Genomic DNA, 18152 nt, shown 5'->3' on the forward strand with positions numbered 1-18152 from the left:
TATCTAGATAAGACTATTTTTGTCAGAATAATTCAAGCGCAAGAATATAAAAATAAATAAGGAAAATCCTAATAGTGAACTGCCCCCATAGCTAAAGAAAGGTAATGGGATTCCTACGGTTGGAAACAATCCTATTACCATTCCTATATTAATTAAAAAATGCATAAATAATATGGAAGCTAATGAATATCCCATAACTCTGGAGAATGCGCTTTTCTGTGTTTCTGCCAAATAATATATTCTTGCTATTAAACAAGTATAAAGCCCGATCAATAGGGTACATCCTATAAATCCCCATTCTTCACCCACTGTACAAAATATATAGTCTGTTTGTTGCTCCGGCACAAATTTACCTGCTGTAACACTACCTTGTTTATATCCTTTACCCCAGAAACCTCCCGATCCTATGGCTGTTTTAGAATAAAGCAAATTATATCCTGCGGTATCTCTGTACTTTTTTTCTCCTTCGTATAGTACTAATATTCTTTCTTTTTGATGCTTAGGTAAATGCTCGAATATAAACGGTGAGGATATACTTATAACACTTGATATTAGTACAAATACTATGATAAATAAAATGTTAAAGTGTTGATTCCATTTAATTTTCTTTCTAAGCAAGAATAATAATAGAAACAGTAAAAGTGTTAATATTAAAATAACGATCCATGATGGAACCCAGATGGAAGTCAGAAATAAAATCGCAAAATAAAAACCAATGATAAACAACCATCCCGTCATTCCTTCTCTATATAATGCGATAAAATAAGCAGTAAATACTAAAATGGATCCAACATCGGGTTGCAGCAAAATTAATACTATGGGAATAAATATAATTAGAAATGCAATTCCTAATGATTGATTATTTTTAATATTAAAATTAGGGGAATCTACGTAATTAGCTAACATTAATGCTGTGGAAATTTTAGCTAATTCTACCGGTTGTAAACTGAAACCTCCAATTCGATACCAGGCTTTAGCTCCGTTAACATAGCTTCCAAACAATAAAACACCGGTAAGTAGACATAAGCCAAATAAGTAAAATAAGCCCGCAAAATTCTCAAAAAATTTAGGACGAACAAGAAAGGTTGAAGTTCCTACTGTTAAAGATATTAACAGCCAGATGAATTGTTTAGTACCACTGGAACTATCAACGCTATATATATTTGCGATACCAAATAAGGCTATAAGCAAATATAAAAATAACATTAAACCATCTACTCCCCTAAAAATTTTATTCATTTTTAATCACCAATAAAATTATCTAATTTTTTAGCTGCTTCTCCCTGATTAATTATATTTTGTATTAATCGTTGCTTTTCTTTTAAGGATAGTTTTTTATTCGAATTGATCTTATTTATACTATCTTTTAACGCTTGAGGTAAATTATTTGGAACATATTTTCCTGTTCTTTTTAAATAATCGTTCCATTGTCTCAAATATTCATTACTGAAATCAGATTTTATGATGCTTTCCTCCATTGATTTTCTTTCAATGGTTCCGGTAAGATATTTTTCTGCAAGTAGAGAGGCCATGGGTCCGGCATAAGTGGCTCCAAAACCTCCATTTTCAACGACTACAGCAATTGCTATTTTTGGTTTATCTACGGGAGCTATTAAAACAAATATGGAATGATCTTTTCCATGAGGATTTTGCGAGGTACCTGTTTTTCCTTCCTGACTAAATGTATTGGTAAAAATCCTATGACCCGTACCCGACAAAACTACCATACTCATTCCCTTATTAACAATATCAAAATATTTTTTCTCGACTTTTACTTGTTTGGGTACAGTAAATTGAGGATCTGTTACCGGTTTTCCATCTATAGCTTTTACAATATGAGGGGTGTAAAAAAATCCTCTGTTGGCAATAACAGCCGTATAATTTGCGATTTGTAATGGAGTTGCCAAAACTTCACCTTGTCCTATTGAATTAGAAATTATAGTATAGATATTCCATTTATCCTTTCCGTAACGCCTATTATAATAATTTGCATCCGGAATGTTTCCTCTACTTCCCACTGCTAAATCATTATGCATAAATTCGCCGACGGCAAAACTTTTAACTATATCACTCCATTCATCAATGCTTTTTTCAATGTTACCCGGATACTTGTTAAGTATTCTTACGTAAGCCTCTGCAAAGAAATTATTGCATGATTTTTGAATAGCTTTATCCATAGCTATAGGAGTATAAAAATATCCACAGTGGCAACCTATCTTCCTGTTTCCATAATGAAAACCATGTTTACATATAAAGGTTGTTTTTTCATCTATTACTCCCATTTGTAAAGCAGCTAAACCATTTATCAATTTAAAAGTAGATCCTGGAGGATATGCTGCTTGAGCCGCTCGATCAAACATTGGCTTATTCATTGAATCCATTTGAAGAGCATATATATGTTTATTCTTATCTCTTCCTACAAATACTGACGGATCAATAACAGGAGCTGAGGCCATAACCAATATTTCTCCATTATTGGGATCTAAAGCAACGATACCGCCTCTTTTATTAACTAACAATTTTTCTGCCAGATTTTGTAAATCATAGTCAATTGAGAGTGTTATATCTTTACCACTATGCATTTGTTGGTCATACTCTCCATCCTTATATGAGCCTATACTTCTTAATCTTCTGTCTTTTTGTATATACTTAATTCCTTTTATTCCTCGTAAATATTTTTCATACGATTTTTCTACTCCTGTCATACCAGCTAAATTACCGGGCATGTAATAGGACGAATCAGATTTTATATACTTTTCATTAACTTCATTAATATAACCCAATATGTTTCCTGCTGAATGGACCAAGTAATTTCTTTCAGGAGTTCGAACAATTGAAAATGCATTATATTTAAAAAGTTTTTCTTGTATTCTGGCTAAATCTTCACTAGTCAGACCTTTCATAAAGGTCATAGGAACCAGGTTATTATAAATTTTCTTATTTGATTTGATACTTTTGATTTTTTTTATAAAATCAGCTTTCGAAATATTAACTAATTTGCAAAAACCTAAGGTATCAAAATTTTTTTCCATCTGGGATTGGGTAAAAGTTAACTCATAGGAAGGAGTATTTCCTACTAATATTTTACCGTTTCTGTCCATTATATATCCCCGTAATGGAATTTGATATTCTGCTTTTATTGAAGTATTTGCTGCGTTAAGCTTATATTTTTCTGTAAATAATTGTAGGTAGGATATACGCGCGATAAACAGTAACGCTAAGAAAATCAACACCCCTATTATAATCTGAAATTTTTTCACTATCCAATCTTATTTTTAAAGAAAGCGTAAATTATAATGATAAATAAAAATGAAAATACTGATGTTATAAGAGCGTCTTCTATTACATCTAATATCATAGATATTTTAAAACTTTCTAAAATAAAAAGACTTAAATGATGAATTAATATAATTATTATTATATACGATAGTAATTGAAGGAAATTTAAATCTGAAAAGTTTAATATTTTCATTTCTCGATCTAAATCTGAGATATATCGAAGTACTGTATTTCTTATATAAGAAATTAATACGGATGAGAAAGCATTAACGCCTCCGGTGTCCATAAAACAATCAATTCCAAATCCCAAAAGGAATGAAAAAATTAGAAACAGATAATTAAAAGATTTGTCATATGGATAAAAAATGATCCAAATAATATATATGATAGGATTATATTTATGGAAAAAATAGATGTTATTAAATACAAAAACTTGCAATAATAGTAAGATGGGAATTAAGATGAGATTTATTAATGTGTATCTGTTAAGCATTATTAATTTATAGAATCTTTCAAACTTTTAATTTCTTCTCTATCCAGTTTATCCACTACATATACTTTTTGTATATTTCCCATATCTTGAAATAATTCAATTGAAATATTCCAATTACCGGTCTCCTCATCTATGGATTTACTGCTCACTCTTCCAATTAATATACCTTCAGGATATATTTTAGATTTTCCATCCGTCTCAATAGTATCTCCTATCTTTACACCTACATATTTAGGTATATCTGATAAATGCATGATTCTGGGATCTTCTCCCTGCCATAATAATGTACCGTAATATTTACTTGATTTTAATCTGGCATTTATCCTGGTATTCCTATTAAGAATGGAAATAACTTTGGAATAATTCTTCGTACAATTGATAATCATTCCTACAACTCCGGTTGAGGTAACAACGCCCATTTCCGGACTCACACCTTGATCTGTCCCTCGATCTATAATTAAATAATTATTTGACCTTGTAATTGAGTTTGATATTATATCAGCAGTTGTATAATAATATTTTTGCTTATATTTTGTAGAATCTAACATAGCAAAAAACTCAGGCTTAATTTTTCCCGTTTTTCCTAGAAATTTATTTCTATATTCTTTATTCTCTTCTATTAGACGTTCATTTTCCTTTTTGAGATTTATATAGTACGTTAAATAAGATATTTTAGAATCTACATAACCGGTGAATGAAATTATTTTTTCTTCTAGTATCGAATTATGATAAACATTTCTGTTAAACGTAAAAAAAAGAGCTAATATCTGCAAAAATAGAAATAGCAGGAATCTACTATTTTTTGATAGAAAATTTATCAATACAGACATTAATAAGTTTTATCTTAAGAATAATTTATTATTTGATTAAAAAATTCTCAAATTTTTCAATATTTTTTAGTGCAATTCCAGTACCTCTCACAACTGCTCTCAATGGATCGTCAGCTATGAAAACAGGTAACCCTGTTTTCCTTCCTATTCTTTGATCGAGACCTCTAAGTAAAGCCCCTCCTCCTGCTAAATATATACCGGTATTATAGATATCTGCAGATAATTCCGGAGGTGTTCTTGATAAAGTTTCCATGATAGCATCTTCGATTCTTAAAATTGATTTATCTAGAGCTCTGGCCATTTCTTTATAATTAACCATAATTTCTTTAGGTTTACCGGTAATTAAATCTCTACCTTGAACTGGTAGATCTTCAGGCGGATTATCCAGTTCTTCAAGTCCTGAACCTACCTCCATTTTAATGTGTTCTGCTGTTTTTTCTCCGATAAACAAATTATGATGAGTTCTTAAATAATATAAGATATCATTATTAAATACGTCTCCTGCAATTTTAATAGAGTTATCACAAACAATTCCTCCCAAAGCTATAACTGCTATTTCAGTAGTTCCTCCCCCTATGTCTATAATCATATTACCTTTAGGCTGTGTAACATCAATACCAACCCCTATGGCTGCAGCCATAGGCTCATAAATTAATTTTACATCCTTAGCATTTACTTTAGCTGCAGAATCTTTTACTGCTCTTTTTTCAACTTCTGTAATACCTGAAGGAATACAAATAACCATCCTCAATGAAGGATTAAAAATTTTTCCTTTTATTCCCGGAATTTGTTTTATAAATTCCCTGATCATATGCTCGGACGCGCCAAAATCAGCTATTACACCATCTTTTAGAGGTCTAATAGTTTTTATATCATCATGCGTTTTCCCCTGCATTTGCTTAGCTATCTCTCCGACTGCAATAGGCTTCATGGTCCTTCTATCTATAGCTACTATAGAAGGACTGTCTACTACTACTTTATTATTATGAATGATTAGGGTATTTGCTGTACCCAAATCAATTGCTATTTCTTGTGTAAGAAAATCAAATAATCCCATTTAACTTTTAAATAATTGTACTATTTGGTTGAATAAATTCTCGAAAAAATTATAAAAATACTTTTCTCAAACTTTTAAGTTTTGCAAAGATATAACATCTTTATTGAAAATGATATATTAGTTAGAATATTTTTATTCAAGACTTTTTATCCGTTATTTAATTTCTACATCATACGGCATTAAGTACATTATTCCTTGATTACTTTCTATATTTTTTATTTTTTGATATAATTTATAATGATCCTTACCTAATTCATATTTAATAAGGTTTTCTATTATACCCGATTGATTCAAATCATTGTCATCAGAGGTAAACATATTTACTATAAGATCCCAATTGGTTTTTTCTTCCGGATAGGAAACTAAATTATAAGATGTTACCCCTGCTTTTTTTGCAGCATATTTAATAGCCTCATTGAATCCGCCGATTTCATCTACCAAACCCTTTTCTAATGCATCCCTTCCGCTCCATATTCTACCTTGTCCCACCGAATCTACTTGAGCATAGGTCATATGTCTACACTTCATTACTTCATTAACAAATTTATTATATGTTATAGTAATGCCCTTATTCATTATTTCTTTGAATCCTTTAGATGTTCCCTGGGTAATTGAATAATAATTAGAGTTTGCATTTGTAGAAACATAGTCTGAAGTGACGCCAATAGTATTGGCTAATTTTTTAACATCCGGGATCATGCCTAAAACGCCTATGGATCCTGTTAGTGTATTATCTTGGGCATAAATTTTATCAGCAGCCATTGAAATATAATAGCCTCCGGAGGCTGCTATATCACTAAATGACACTATTAAAGGTTTTTTCTTTTTTAGCTCATATAATTCATATAAAATTTCAGCTGATGCATTAGCACTTCCACCAGGTGAATTTACTCGTAAAACTACCGCTTTTATATCATCATCATTTTTTATTTCATTAATAAGATTTATAAATGTTTTGGAATAAATCTCTGTGTCTCCTTTACCTGTATAAATTTGTCCGGATGCATATAATATGGCTATTTTATCATTAATAAACGAAACATCTTCAATAATTTCTTTATATTGTTCAAAGGATATTTTATTAATGGAATCATCATCTGACAAACCTAGTCTCTTTTTAATTAAATTATCATATTGGGATTCATAGATCAACCTATCTACTAATCTATTTTTATATGCTAATTCTGGAATAAAACTATATAAACTATCTACAGATTTATTTAAACTCTCGTTAGTAATTTTTCTTGAAGAGATTATATCCGATGATATTTTATTCCAAAAATTCTGTAACAAATTTTTTAACTGATATCTATTCTCTTCTGAAAGATTATCTCTAAGATACGGCTCAACGGCTGATTTATATTTACCGTGTCTTATAACTTCAAAATTTACTCCAAACTTTTGTCCTAAATTTTTATAAAATAAGACTTCTGCAGATAAACCTGCTAATTCTATACTTGCATTTGGATTAGCGTATAGAGAATCGGCCACAGAAGATAAATAATATGATCTTTGATCACATTCATTACTATATGAGTATATAAACTTTTTGCTTTCTTTAAAATTTAGCAAGGCTTGACGAATTTCAGCTATTTGTGAGTATCCGGCATTTATATTGGATAATTTAAGACTTATACCTTCTATTTTTTCATCTGTTTTAGCGTGATTTATAACATTTAAAATATCTTTTAAATTAACACGCTTATCGTTATTTAAAAGTGAAATTGATGCTTCTTGATCATTTGGGGATTCCAAAATAGGATTATTTAGATTTATTTCTAAAATTGATTTATCTTTAACAACAAATTTAGATGGAATAAATGCTATAATATTTATTAAAATCAAGCCGAACACAACTATACTCGTTAATAACACTATACCAACAATGGTTGCCAAAACTTGAATGATAAATTTTTTCATTTCTTTCTATTAACAAATAATTAATTAGTAGATGAACAATGTCGTTTTGTTACTGGGTAGCAATTTAGGAAATAAAAAAAATAATATAACATTAGCTATAAATTTAATAGATATTAAAATTGGACCAATTTTAAAAAAATCCAAATTAATTGAATCCGAACCTGAAGATTATTTTTCATCAAATAATTATCTAAATATTGGAATTATCGTTAGTACCGATTTGTCACCCATAAAACTTTTAAAATCAATTAAAGAAATTGAAAGATCTTTAGGCAGAATTAATGATAGTTATTTAAGCGGAAAATATGAGGATAGGACTATCGACATTGATATAGTTTATTTTAATTCAATAAAATATTTTTCAAAAATTTTAGTGATACCACACGCTTCACACATATCAAAAAGAAGTTTCTCAAAAAAAATTTTATATGAACTGGTTTAATATATTTTTTTATTTAAAAAATTTTGATAATTTTACAACCTTCAATCATTTTGTATTAGGAGAAGACTTAATATACTTACTAATTAATTATAGTTATGAATAAAAAATGTATTCTATTTTTACTTGCAGTTTTTTGTACATGCATAAATGTACAAGCTCAAAATGTAGATAGTAGTAATTTCACTGATGATTATGTTAAATTTACTAATGATCAAAAGCAATTTAATGACTGGTCTGTATCTATATATGGAGGTGTTCCTTGGTTAATAACATCTGATTTTACCTCTATAGATAATGGTGCATCAAGCAAATGGAGAGTTGGGTATGATTTTCAAGCTTCAATAAATAAACAAATTTCACATGTCTTAGGATTAAGTTTATTAGGTCAATTTGGTGAATCTAAGCAAGGATATGGTTCTAATAAAGTTGATGCAAAAACAAATTATTTTGCATTAAGCATTTTAGGTGATTTAAATGTTTCATCTTTATTCAGAAGAATTGATAACAGATCTCCATATAGATGGGCTTTACATACATATGCTGGTGTAGGAACAATACAATATAAAGCTAAAACTAAGTTCTTAGAAAAAGGTTCAACCGTCTATGAAACTATGGCGGACCAAGATATGGGTTTAAAATCTTTATTTGCTCAGTTAGGTACAGGCTTAACATATAAAATAAATAAAAGATGGGATGCATCCTTAAGAGCTATGTATGTAATTACCGGTGATGAACTATTTGATGGTTCCGGTAATAACGGTCATTACGCTGATTTGCATAAAGGAAGTAAATCCGATAACTTTTTAACAACATCGTTAGGAGTAACATATAAAATTGGAAAACATAATGAATTTTTAGGTTGGGTTGATCCATTACGTGAAATGTTTACAAAAATCAATGATGTAGCAAGTCAACAACAATTAGAAGTTTGTGTATTTGGAGATAAAGATGATGACGGAGTTTGTGATGATTGGGATAGAGAATTAGATACTCCTAAAGGGGCTCGTGTTGATGGTTCAGGTAGAGCTTTAGACGTAGATATGGACGGTATTATAGACCTATATGATAAATGCCCTACTTTCCCTGGCCCTGCATCAAACGATGGATGTCCTGAACCTCAAAAACTTGCTGAGGATGCTATTAATCCACTTATTGCTACTATGGGAGGTATTCAATTTAATCTTGATTCAGACAAAATTCTTTTAGAATCGCAACCTATTTTAGATCAAGTAGCTGATATTATAATTAAATACGGTCAAGGTACAAGATTTTTAGTTGAAGGGCATACTGATGCTAGAGGAACAGATGCTTACAATCTTAATCTATCAAAAAGAAGAGTAACTTCTGTAATTAAATATTTAGTTTCTAAAGGTGTGCCTCCTTATCAATTAACAGGTAAAGGTATGGGATTCACTAACCCTAAATATCCTGAATGTAAACCTGCTTCTAAATGTCCTGAATGGAAAAATAAAGAAAACAGAAGAGTGGTTTTCAAATTACTTGATTCTGCAGAATAAAAAAACTAATAATATAAAAAAAGCCTCTTATATAAGAGGCTTTTTTTATTTAAATATATTTAAACCCTACCACTTTTTAAGTTATATTTTTAGTCTCAATTTACTATTTATATAATATAATTAGTTTTTTTTAAGTATTTAAAATAATTTTTAAAGCTTTAAAACCAAATTATAAAGAATGATTTTATTAATTTATAAGTGAAACATTTAAATAAATAAAATATTAGATTAAACATTCAGTTTTGACCTGCCTATAAAGTATTTTATTTTAATAAAATTTTAATTTATTATTAATGTAAAAGACCTTTTAATCTATTTTATTGAAATACAGTCATATTTAAATGTTTATAAATAATATTATAGTTTCAATTAATTATTTTATCAATAATATATAACTCTTTAATGAATAGATACTATACAATAAAACGATTATTGAAAATCTATGCAAGTATAAAGGGATTAGTATAAAATAAAAAAGCAGGTTTTTTAAACCTGCTTTTTTTTAAAATTGAATTTATTTTTTATTCTTTTGTTTCATCTGATTTATTCTCAGATTCAACTTCACTAGTTTCATTAACTACAGATTCAGATGTTGATTCTGCAGAATCCGCTTTTTTGGTTGAACGACGACTTCTTCTTGTTACTTTTTTATTAGATTCTCCTGAATTATAGGTTTCATTAAAATCCACTAATTCAATAAGAGCTGTATCTGCACCATCTCCTAATCTAAAACCAGTTTTAATTATTCTACAATAACCACCATTTCTAGAAGAAATTTTAGTTGCTACTGTTCTAAATAATTCAGTAACCGCTTCTTTGCTCTGAAGATAACTAAAAACAGTTCTTCTATTATGAGTAGTGTCTTCTTTAGATTTAGTTAATAATGGTTCTATATACGTTCTTAATGCTTTAGCTTTAGCAACAGTTGTATTAATTCTTTTATGAAGAATAAGGGAAGTAGCCATATTGGAAAGCATAGCTTTACGATGTGATGCAGTTCTCCCTAAATGATTAAACTTTTTTCCGTGTCTCATGATTTCTTATTATTCTGCTTCTAATTTATACTTTGAAACATCCAAACCAAAAGTCAGATTCTTAGAATAAACTAAATCTTCCAATTCGGTTAGAGATTTTTTACCAAAATTCCTAAACTTCATTAAATCTGATTTTGTAAAGGAAACTAATTCTCCCAAAGTTTCAACTTCTGCAGCCTTAAGACAATTAAGAGCTCTAACAGATAGATCCATATCAACTAGTTTAGTTTTTAATAACTGTCTCATATGAAGAGCTTCTTCGTCATAAGTGTCTGCGGATGAAACAACATCTGCTTCTAATGTTATTCTTTCATCAGAAAATAACATAAAATGATGAATTAATATTTTAGCTGCTTCTGTTAAGGCTTCTTGAGGAGTTATTGAACCATCTGTTTGAATATCTAAAATAAGCTTTTCATAATCAGTTCTCTGTTCTACACGATAATCTTCAATGCTATAACTAACATTTCTGATTGGAGTATAAATAGAGTCAATTGCTATAGTTCCTATTGGAGCGTGATTAGATTTATTTTGTTCTGCAGGTACGTACCCTCTTCCTTTATCTATATTAAAAGTTATATTAAATTTAACTGATTTATCCATATGACAAATCACTAAATCAGGATTTAAAACTTGATAAGAAGAAATAAATTTACCTAAATCTCCGGCAGTCAATTCTGATTTTCCGGAAATTTGAGCTGTTACAATTTCATTTCCACCTTTATTGATTTGATTTTTAAATCTAACTTTTTTAAGATTCAATATGATTTCAGTCACATCTTCTATTACACCCGGAATAGTTGAAAATTCATGTTCAACTCCTTCAATTCTTATTGATGTAATAGCATACCCTTCCAACGAAGATAATAAAACTCTTCTTAAAGCATTTCCAACGGTTAATCCAAATCCAGGCTCTAAGGGTCTGAATTCAAATTGACCTTTAAAATCATCTGATTCAACTAAAATTACCTTATCAGGTTTTATAAAGTTTAAAATTGCCATATAAATCTTAGCTAATTTTTTGTTTTATTTAGAATATAATTCGACTATCAATTGTTCTTTGATATCTTCAGGAATTTGAATTCTTTCAGGAACTACTTTAAAATCTCCTGATAGTTTTTCATCATTCCATACTAACCATTCATAAGTTTTATGAGAATTATTAGCTAAAGCATCTTTAATTACTTGTAATGATTTAGATTTTTCTCTAACTCCAATCACATCACCAGGTTTTAATAGATAAGAAGGTATATTTACAATCTCTCCATTAACTGTGATATGTTTGTGTGATACTAATTGACGAGATCCTGCTCTAGTATTAGACAAACCGAATCTATAAACTACGTTATCTAGTCTTGATTCACATAATTGTAATAATACTTCACCGGTAATCCCTTTACTTCTTTGTGCCTTATCAAACAAATTTGCAAATTGTCTTTCTAATATACCGTAAGTATATTTTGCTTTTTGTTTTTCAGCCAACTGAACTGCATATTCAGATTTTTTAGCACCTCTTCTCTTGTTCGGACCGTGTTGTCCTGGAGGGTATTTTCTTCTTTCAAAATACTTATCTTCCCCATAAATAGCTTGTCCGAATTTTCTAGCTATTTTCGTTTTTGGACCAATATATCTTGCCATTATAAAATTTGAATGATATTAATAGTATTAAACTCTTCTTCTTTTTGGTGGTCTACATCCATTATGTGGTATAGGAGTTACATCAACGATTTCACTAACTTCAATACCAGCATTATGAATAGTTCGAATAGCGGATTCTCTTCCAGCTCCCGGACCTTTCACAAAAACTTTTACCCTTCTTAATCCTAATTCATACGCAACCTGCGCACAATTTTCAGCTGCCATTTGAGCTGCATAAGGGGTATTTTTTTTAGAGCCTTTAAAACCCATTTTTCCAGCAGATGCCCATGATATTACTTCTCCGTTTTTATTAGTTAAAGAGATAATAATATTATTAAATGAGGCTTGGATATGAGCTTCTCCTACTGCTTCAATTTTAACTTTTCTTTTTTTAGCTGTTTTTGATGCTGTTTTTGCCATGTTTCTATTTATTATTTAGTGGCTTTTTTCTTATTAGCTACAGTTTTTCTTTTACCTTTTCTTGTACGAGAATTATTTTTAGTTCTTTGACCTCTAAGTGGTAAACCCAGACGATGTCTGATACCTCTCTGACATCCAATATCCATTAAACGTTTAATATTTAATTGAATTTCAGAACGTAATTCTCCCTCTACTTTAACGTTTTCGGAAATGAATTTTCTGATAGCATTAACTTCATCGTCATTCCATTCAGAAACTTTTTTATCTTCACTAATTCCTGCATCTTTTAAAACTTTAGCTGCAGTACTTTTACCAACACCGTAAATATAGGTAAGGCCTATAACTCCTCTTTTATTTTTTGGTAAATCTACACCGGAAATTCTAGCCATAGTATTAACCTTGTCTTTGTTTAAATTTAGGATTTTTTTTGTTTATAATGTATAGACGACCTTTACGTCTTACAACAATATCATCTGAACTTCTTTTTTTAAGTGATGCTCTAATTTTCATTTTTCTTTCTATTTTAATATCTGAAAGTTATTCTTCCTTTTGATAAATCATAGGGTGACATTTCCAACCGTACTTTATCTCCAGGTAATAGTTTAATATAATGCATCCTCATTTTACCAGAAATATGTGCGGTTAAAATGTGGCCATTTTCTAATTCTACTCTGAACATTGCATTAGACAATGCTTCAATAATAGTTCCGTCTTGTTCTATATGTTTTTGTTTTGCCATATATTAATTCGGATTTCTACTTAATCTTGACTGCATTAAACCATCATAATGGTGGTTTAATAAATAAGTATTAATTTGTTGTACAGTATCTAATAATACACCTACCATAATTAATAAAGAAGTTCCTCCAAAAAATAAAGCAAATTTATCGGTTGCGGTGAGACCGATAATTTTAACTATTGCAGGAAGAACTGCTATAAGAGCTAAATAAATAGCTCCAGGTAGTGTAATTTTAGATAAAACATCATCTAAATAATCAGCTGTTTCTTTACCTGGTTTTACACGTGGAATTAATCCTCCATTTCTTTTTAAATCATCAGCCATTTGATTTATAGGAATTGTAATAGCTGTGTAGAAAAAGGTAAAGACAATTATTAACAGGGCAAATAATAAATTATATTGCCAACTAAATACTTGACTAAATCCTGCCCAAAAAGTATTAGTAGTTGTTTCAGAACGTACCAATAAACCCGGTATGAACATTAAAGCTTGTGCAAAAATGATAGGCATTACACCGGCTGCATTAACTTTTAATGGTATATATTGCCTAGCCGCATTTGTTATGGAACGTAATGATCCAGATTTTGTTCTACTCACGTATTGTACAGGAACTTTTCTTACGGCTACAGTCAACATAATACATAATATGATAACTAACAACCAAGCAATTACTTCTATAAACATCATGATAAGTCCTTTTCCGGTATCTCCCATTTGTACACCAACTTCTTGAACAAATGCTGTTGGAAAACCTGCTAAAATACCAACCATAATTAAAATAGATATCCCATTACCGATTCCTTTGTCAGTTATCTTTTCCCCCATCCACATAGCAAAAATTGTGCCTGAAATTAAGATTATAATACTTGGCACCCAAAATAAGAAAATATTATTTGGATCTACTAAATAGGCTGTTCTAAATTGCTCAATAGGTAGAAAGACTTGTGTAATAGATGTCAAATAGGCAGGAGCTTGTATTAAACATATTAAAATTGTCAACCACCTAGTAATCTGATTAACCGTCTTACGACCGCTTTCTCCCTCTTTTTGTAGTTTTTGTATATAAGGTATAGCTAATCCCATTAATTGCACCACAATAGAAGCAGATATATACGGCATAATACCTAAAGCAAAAATTGATGCTTTACTGAATGCACCTCCCGTAAATGAAGATAATAAACCTAACAGGCCGGTAGCCTGTTGGTTTCCACCATTGTTTTTGTAGATTTCAAGAATATTATCTACTTCAACCATATTGATAGCAGGAAGTGAAACATGCGTACCAAATCTGTATACCAATACTAGAACAAAAGTGAAAATAAGTTTATCTCTTAACTCTTTTATACTCCAGATATTCTTTAATGTCTGTATAAATCCTTTCATGCTATTTTATAAGATGTTAGCTTTCCCTCCGGCTTTTTCAATAGCCTCTTTTGCTGATTTAGTATATTTATCAACAGTTATATTAACGGTTGATTTTAATTCTCCTCTACCAAGAATTTTAACTAAATCATTTTTAGAAATTAATCCATTTAGAATTAAAGTTTCTTTGGTGATTTCAGTAGAAATTTTATTACTATCAATTAAACCTTGAATTGTGTCTAAATTAATACCCACATACTCCTTTCTATTGATATTTTTAAAGCCAAATTTAGGAATTCTTCTTTGTAAAGGCATTTGACCTCCTTCAAATCCTACTTTATCTTTATGTCCTGAACGAGATTTATCTCCTTTGTGACCTTTAGTAGAAGTACCTCCTTTACCACTTCCTTGACCTCTACCTAGTCTCTTACTATTATGTGTTGAACCTTGTGCAGGTTTTAAAGTATGTAAATTCATATCTTATTATTCTTCAACAGTTACTAAATGTTTTACTACTGCAACCATACCTAATATTTGTGGGGTTGCTTCATGTTCAACGGTCTTATTCAATTTAGTTAAACCTAATGCTTCTAAAGTAAGCTTTTGATTTTTCGGTCTTTTAATTGAACTTCTTTTTAAAGTTATTTTTATCGTTGCCATGTTCTTATCCTTTAAATACTTTAGAAAGTGAAACTCCTCTTTGTTGTGCAATAGTTTCAGCACTTCTTAAGTTTAATAGTGCTTTTACTGTTGCTTTTACTACGTTATGCGGATTTGAAGATCCTTTAGATTTTGAAAGTACATCTTTAACTCCTGCAGATTCCAATACAGCACGAACTGCTCCCCCAGCAATCAAACCTGTACCATGAGATGCTGGACGTATAAATACATCAGCACCGCCATATTTTGCAGATTGTTCATGTGGAAGTGAACCGTTTAATATCGGTACTCTAACTAAATTTTTCTTAGCATCTTCTACAGCTTTTGAAATAGCGCTAGCCACTTCTTTTGATTTACCTAAACCAAATCCTACAACTCCTTTTTCATCACCTACAACCACAATAGCTGAAAATCCGAATGCTCTACCACCTTTGGTTACTTTTGTTACTCTTTGTACACCTACTAAACGATCTACAAGCTCTAACCCACCCGGTTTTACTCTTTCAATATTATTTATTCCTAACATAATTTTTTAATGTATTAAAATTTTAAACCTCCTTCTCTAGCACCATCAGCTAAGGCTTTCACTCTTCCGTGATATATGAAGCCATTTCTATCAAAAACTACAGTTTCAATACCAGCTACTTTAGCATTTTCAGCTAATTTCTTACCTACTAAAGCAGAAATTTCAGTTTTAGTTCCTTTTTCTCCAGCGATTTCTTTTTGACGCGAAGATGCGTAAGCTAAAGTTTTGCCAGAATTATCATCTATAAGTTGAGCGTAAATTTCTTTATTACTTCTAAAAACTGACAAACGAGGTTTTTCAGCTGTACCGAATATATTTTTACGTACTCTCCTTTTAACTCTTATTCTTTTTTCTCTTTTAGTTAATGCCATAACTTAATTTTTTATGCAGATTTACCTGCTTTTCTTCTGATTTGTTCTCCTACAAATTTAACTCCTTTACCTTTATAAGGTTCAGGTTTACGAAGTGATCTTATTTTTGCACAAACCATCCCTAATAAATGTTTATCATACGAAGATAAAGTAATTATTGGATTTTTACCTTTTTCAGTTAAAGTTTCCACTTTTACTTCTTGAGGTAACTCCATAACTACTAAATGCGAAAATCCTAAAGCCAATTCTAATTTTTGCCCTTGATTAGATGCTCTATAACCAACCCCCGCTAATTCTAATTTTTTGGTGAATCCTTCAGATACACCAACTATCATGTTATTAATAAGGGCTCTGTATAATCCATGCAAAGATTTATGTTCTTTACTGTCGGATGGACGTTGAACTGCTAATTCAGAATTTTCAATATTTATAGTTATTCCTCCGGTAAGTTCTTGTTTTAACTCACCGTTTTTTCCTTTAACTGTAACTACATTATCTTTATAATCAATGGTAGTACCTGTTGGAATATTTATTATTGCTTTTCCTATTCTTGACATTTCTTCAATTTTTTAATAAACATAACAAATTACCTCTCCACCAACATTTTCTTGTCTAGCTTTCTTATCTGTCATTACTCCTTTTGAAGTTGAGATAATAGCGATACCTAATCCATTTAAAACTCTTGGAAGTTCTTTACAACCGGAATATTTTCTTAAGCCCGGTTTAGATGCTCTTTGAATTTTTTTAATAGCAGGAAGATTAGTTGCTTTATCGTATTTTAAAGCAATTTTAATAACTCCTTGTACACTACCTTCTTCAAATTTGTAGTTAAGGATATATCCTTGATCGAAGAGAATTTTAGTAATCTCTTTTTTAATTTTTGATGCAGGAATTTCAACAACTTTGTGTCCTGCTCTCATGGCATTTCTTACTCTTGTTAAGTAATCTGCAATTGGGTCTGTAACCATATTTATTTAATTTTAGAGTATAGAATTTAAATTCTACTTTTAAAATCTGTTATTTTTTAATTTTTACCAACTAGCTTTTTTAACTCCCGGTATTAATCCTTCGTTAGCCATTTCTCTAAAAGTTACTCTGGAAATTCCAAAAACTCTCATATATCCTCTTGGTCTTCCTGTAAGCTTACATCTATTGTGTAATCTTACCGGAGAAGAGTTTTTAGGAAGCTTTTGAAGTGCTTCGTAGTCTCCGGCTTCTTTTAAAGCTTTTCTTTTAGCGGCATATTTAGCTGAAAGTGCTTCTCTTTTGCGCTCACGCGCTTTCATTGATTCTTTAGCCATACTATTAATTAATTCTTTTTAAATGGTAATCCAAAGTGGGTTAATAATGCTTTTGCTTCCTTATCGGTTTTTGCATTAGTTACAAAGGTAATATCCATACCTTGAATTTTCTTCACTTTATCAATATTTATTTCTGGAAATATGATTTGTTCAGTAATTCCTAATGTATAGTTACCTCTACCGTCAAAACCATCTGATTTTATTCCATTAAAATCTCTAACACGAGGTAGAGCAGCAGTAATTAATCGATCTAAAAACTCATACATTCTATCACCACGTAAGGTAACCATTGCGCCGATTGGCATTCCTTTTCTTAGTTTGAAACCAGCTTCATCTTTTTTAGATAGACATGGTATTGCTTTTTGTCCTGCAATTAAAGAAATTTCTTCAACTGCATAATCAACAATTTTTTTATCTGCTGTTGCTGCCCCTAATCCTTGGCTTATCACAATCTTTTCTAGTTTTGGAACTTGCATCACAGATGTATAACCAAATTCCTCTTTTAGAGCAGAGATGATTTTATCTTTATATAATTGTTTCGGTCTTGCTATGTATTGCATAAT

The 18152-nt window shown here is 30.3% G+C and carries 23 protein-coding genes; 2 read left to right on the forward strand and 21 right to left on the reverse strand.

Features of this window, described 5'->3' with window-relative positions; genetic code table 11:
• Positions 1 to 3 precede the first annotated feature (3 nt).
• The 5 genes from GFV01_RS01405 to sppA all read right to left on the reverse strand — a co-directional run bounded on the left by GFV01_RS01405 (position 4) and on the right by sppA (position 7579).
• On the reverse strand, positions 4 to 1239 hold the full coding sequence (locus tag GFV01_RS01405; protein ID WP_160564282.1) for a M50 family metallopeptidase: 1236 nt from the start codon (positions 1237 to 1239) through the stop codon (positions 4 to 6).
• 2 nt (positions 1240 to 1241) lie between these two features.
• Entirely contained in the window at positions 1242 to 3260 is a 2019-nt protein-coding gene (locus GFV01_RS01410) for a penicillin-binding transpeptidase domain-containing protein (RefSeq protein WP_370513719.1), read from the reverse strand.
• Between the two features lie 514 nt (positions 3261 to 3774).
• Positions 3775 to 4602 (reverse strand): rod shape-determining protein MreC, encoded by an 828-nt coding sequence (gene mreC / locus GFV01_RS01415; RefSeq protein WP_160564284.1) that lies wholly within the window; start codon positions 4600 to 4602, stop codon positions 3775 to 3777.
• A gap of 28 nt (positions 4603 to 4630) precedes the next feature.
• Entirely contained in the window at positions 4631 to 5659 is a 1029-nt protein-coding gene (locus GFV01_RS01420; protein ID WP_055425343.1) for a rod shape-determining protein, read from the reverse strand.
• A 153-nt stretch (positions 5660 to 5812) separates the two neighbouring features.
• Positions 5813 to 7579: a signal peptide peptidase SppA gene (sppA, locus tag GFV01_RS01425; RefSeq protein WP_160564286.1), complete on the reverse strand. Its 1767-nt coding sequence runs from the start codon at positions 7577 to 7579 to the stop codon at positions 5813 to 5815.
• A gap of 31 nt (positions 7580 to 7610) precedes the next feature.
• Here sppA and folK point away from each other — a divergent pair, with 31 nt between their 5' ends.
• Together folK and GFV01_RS01435 are read left to right on the forward strand one after the other, a co-directional pair.
• Complete coding sequence (gene folK, locus GFV01_RS01430) at positions 7611 to 8021, forward strand: 2-amino-4-hydroxy-6-hydroxymethyldihydropteridine diphosphokinase (RefSeq protein WP_160564288.1); 411 nt, start codon at positions 7611 to 7613, stop codon at positions 8019 to 8021.
• A 95-nt stretch (positions 8022 to 8116) separates the two neighbouring features.
• Positions 8117 to 9538 (forward strand): OmpA family protein, encoded by a 1422-nt coding sequence (locus tag GFV01_RS01435; RefSeq protein WP_160557078.1) that lies wholly within the window; start codon positions 8117 to 8119, stop codon positions 9536 to 9538.
• A gap of 521 nt (positions 9539 to 10059) precedes the next feature.
• On the opposite strand, the gene rplQ is transcribed toward GFV01_RS01435, so the two are convergent.
• From rplQ to rplE, 16 genes are all read right to left on the reverse strand, one after another.
• Positions 10060 to 10572, reverse strand: coding sequence for a 50S ribosomal protein L17 (gene rplQ, locus GFV01_RS01440; RefSeq protein WP_160564290.1), 513 nt, complete (start codon positions 10570 to 10572; stop codon positions 10060 to 10062).
• 9 nt (positions 10573 to 10581) lie between these two features.
• Positions 10582 to 11574, reverse strand: coding sequence for a DNA-directed RNA polymerase subunit alpha (locus GFV01_RS01445; RefSeq protein WP_160541870.1), 993 nt, complete (start codon positions 11572 to 11574; stop codon positions 10582 to 10584).
• Between the two features lie 24 nt (positions 11575 to 11598).
• Positions 11599 to 12210, reverse strand: coding sequence for a 30S ribosomal protein S4 (gene rpsD, locus GFV01_RS01450; protein ID WP_105298115.1), 612 nt, complete (start codon positions 12208 to 12210; stop codon positions 11599 to 11601).
• 27 nt (positions 12211 to 12237) lie between these two features.
• Positions 12238 to 12630 (reverse strand): 30S ribosomal protein S11, encoded by a 393-nt coding sequence (rpsK, locus tag GFV01_RS01455; RefSeq protein ID WP_105298116.1) that lies wholly within the window; start codon positions 12628 to 12630, stop codon positions 12238 to 12240.
• Between the two features lie 11 nt (positions 12631 to 12641).
• Positions 12642 to 13019, reverse strand: a complete 378-nt coding sequence (rpsM, locus tag GFV01_RS01460) for a 30S ribosomal protein S13 (protein WP_105298117.1) — start codon at positions 13017 to 13019, stop codon at positions 12642 to 12644.
• A gap of 4 nt (positions 13020 to 13023) precedes the next feature.
• Positions 13024 to 13140 carry a type B 50S ribosomal protein L36 gene (gene ykgO / locus GFV01_RS01465; protein WP_073961215.1) on the reverse strand — a complete coding sequence of 39 codons (117 nt, stop codon included), beginning with the start codon at positions 13138 to 13140 and terminating at the stop codon, positions 13024 to 13026.
• Positions 13141 to 13153: 13 nt separating this feature from the next.
• The gene (gene infA, locus GFV01_RS01470) at positions 13154 to 13369 is read right to left on the reverse strand and encodes a translation initiation factor IF-1 (RefSeq protein WP_055425352.1); all 216 of its coding nucleotides are present in this window, start codon (positions 13367 to 13369) and stop codon (positions 13154 to 13156) included.
• Between the two features lie 3 nt (positions 13370 to 13372).
• Complete coding sequence (gene secY, locus GFV01_RS01475) at positions 13373 to 14752, reverse strand: preprotein translocase subunit SecY (RefSeq protein WP_105298118.1); 1380 nt, start codon at positions 14750 to 14752, stop codon at positions 13373 to 13375.
• Between the two features lie 6 nt (positions 14753 to 14758).
• Positions 14759 to 15208 (reverse strand): 50S ribosomal protein L15, encoded by a 450-nt coding sequence (rplO, locus tag GFV01_RS01480; protein WP_160564292.1) that lies wholly within the window; start codon positions 15206 to 15208, stop codon positions 14759 to 14761.
• Positions 15209 to 15214: 6 nt separating this feature from the next.
• The gene (rpmD, locus tag GFV01_RS01485) at positions 15215 to 15391 is read right to left on the reverse strand and encodes a 50S ribosomal protein L30 (RefSeq protein WP_055425355.1); all 177 of its coding nucleotides are present in this window, start codon (positions 15389 to 15391) and stop codon (positions 15215 to 15217) included.
• 4 nt (positions 15392 to 15395) lie between these two features.
• A complete protein-coding gene (gene rpsE, locus GFV01_RS01490) occupies positions 15396 to 15917 on the reverse strand; it encodes a 30S ribosomal protein S5 (protein ID WP_055425356.1) in 522 nt (173 codons plus the stop codon).
• Positions 15918 to 15931: 14 nt separating this feature from the next.
• Complete coding sequence (gene rplR, locus GFV01_RS01495) at positions 15932 to 16288, reverse strand: 50S ribosomal protein L18 (RefSeq protein WP_105298120.1); 357 nt, start codon at positions 16286 to 16288, stop codon at positions 15932 to 15934.
• Between the two features lie 11 nt (positions 16289 to 16299).
• Complete coding sequence (rplF, locus tag GFV01_RS01500; protein ID WP_160564294.1) at positions 16300 to 16845, reverse strand: 50S ribosomal protein L6; 546 nt, start codon at positions 16843 to 16845, stop codon at positions 16300 to 16302.
• A 12-nt stretch (positions 16846 to 16857) separates the two neighbouring features.
• Positions 16858 to 17256 (reverse strand): 30S ribosomal protein S8, encoded by a 399-nt coding sequence (rpsH, locus tag GFV01_RS01505; RefSeq protein ID WP_160541867.1) that lies wholly within the window; start codon positions 17254 to 17256, stop codon positions 16858 to 16860.
• 63 nt (positions 17257 to 17319) lie between these two features.
• The gene (gene rpsN / locus GFV01_RS01510; protein ID WP_055425360.1) at positions 17320 to 17589 is read right to left on the reverse strand and encodes a 30S ribosomal protein S14; all 270 of its coding nucleotides are present in this window, start codon (positions 17587 to 17589) and stop codon (positions 17320 to 17322) included.
• An 8-nt stretch (positions 17590 to 17597) separates the two neighbouring features.
• Positions 17598 to 18149, reverse strand: a complete 552-nt coding sequence (rplE, locus tag GFV01_RS01515) for a 50S ribosomal protein L5 (protein ID WP_105298123.1) — start codon at positions 18147 to 18149, stop codon at positions 17598 to 17600.
• Positions 18150 to 18152: the final 3 nt, after the last annotated feature.

The sequence above is a fragment of the Apibacter sp. B2912 genome, from assembly GCF_009827835.1.
Taxonomy (GTDB): domain Bacteria; phylum Bacteroidota; class Bacteroidia; order Flavobacteriales; family Weeksellaceae; genus Apibacter.

Bases quoted from the DNA above. Each gene is read 5' to 3' on its own strand.
- GFV01_RS01405 (WP_160564282.1), bottom strand. From the start codon at position 1,239: ATGAATAAAATTTTTAGGGGAGTAGATGGTTTAATGTTATTTTTATAT.
- mreC (WP_160564284.1), bottom strand. From the start codon at position 4,602: ATGTCTGTATTGATAAATTTTCTATCAAAAAATAGTAGATTCCTGCTA.
- GFV01_RS01420 (WP_055425343.1), bottom strand. From the start codon at position 5,659: ATGGGATTATTTGATTTTCTTACACAAGAAATAGCAATTGATTTGGGT.
- sppA (WP_160564286.1), bottom strand. From the start codon at position 7,579: ATGAAAAAATTTATCATTCAAGTTTTGGCAACCATTGTTGGTATAGTG.
- folK (WP_160564288.1), top strand. From the start codon at position 7,611: ATGAACAATGTCGTTTTGTTACTGGGTAGCAATTTAGGAAATAAAAAA.
- GFV01_RS01435 (WP_160557078.1), top strand. From the start codon at position 8,117: ATGAATAAAAAATGTATTCTATTTTTACTTGCAGTTTTTTGTACATGC.
- rplQ (WP_160564290.1), bottom strand. From the start codon at position 10,572: ATGAGACACGGAAAAAAGTTTAATCATTTAGGGAGAACTGCATCACAT.
- GFV01_RS01445 (WP_160541870.1), bottom strand. From the start codon at position 11,574: ATGGCAATTTTAAACTTTATAAAACCTGATAAGGTAATTTTAGTTGAA.
- rpsD (WP_105298115.1), bottom strand. From the start codon at position 12,210: ATGGCAAGATATATTGGTCCAAAAACGAAAATAGCTAGAAAATTCGGA.
- rpsK (WP_105298116.1), bottom strand. From the start codon at position 12,630: ATGGCAAAAACAGCATCAAAAACAGCTAAAAAAAGAAAAGTTAAAATT.
- rpsM (WP_105298117.1), bottom strand. From the start codon at position 13,019: ATGGCTAGAATTTCCGGTGTAGATTTACCAAAAAATAAAAGAGGAGTT.
- ykgO (WP_073961215.1), bottom strand. From the start codon at position 13,140: ATGAAAATTAGAGCATCACTTAAAAAAAGAAGTTCAGATGATATTGTT.
- infA (WP_055425352.1), bottom strand. From the start codon at position 13,369: ATGGCAAAACAAAAACATATAGAACAAGACGGAACTATTATTGAAGCA.
- secY (WP_105298118.1), bottom strand. From the start codon at position 14,752: ATGAAAGGATTTATACAGACATTAAAGAATATCTGGAGTATAAAAGAG.
- rplO (WP_160564292.1), bottom strand. From the start codon at position 15,208: ATGAATTTACATACTTTAAAACCTGCACAAGGTTCAACACATAATAGT.
- rpmD (WP_055425355.1), bottom strand. From the start codon at position 15,391: ATGGCAACGATAAAAATAACTTTAAAAAGAAGTTCAATTAAAAGACCG.
- rpsE (WP_055425356.1), bottom strand. From the start codon at position 15,917: ATGTTAGGAATAAATAATATTGAAAGAGTAAAACCGGGTGGGTTAGAG.
- rplR (WP_105298120.1), bottom strand. From the start codon at position 16,288: ATGGCATTAACTAAAAGAGAAAAAAGAATAAGAGTTAAAAGGAGAGTA.
- rplF (WP_160564294.1), bottom strand. From the start codon at position 16,845: ATGTCAAGAATAGGAAAAGCAATAATAAATATTCCAACAGGTACTACC.
- rpsH (WP_160541867.1), bottom strand. From the start codon at position 17,256: ATGGTTACAGACCCAATTGCAGATTACTTAACAAGAGTAAGAAATGCC.
- rpsN (WP_055425360.1), bottom strand. From the start codon at position 17,589: ATGGCTAAAGAATCAATGAAAGCGCGTGAGCGCAAAAGAGAAGCACTT.
- rplE (WP_105298123.1), bottom strand. From the start codon at position 18,149: ATGCAATACATAGCAAGACCGAAACAATTATATAAAGATAAAATCATC.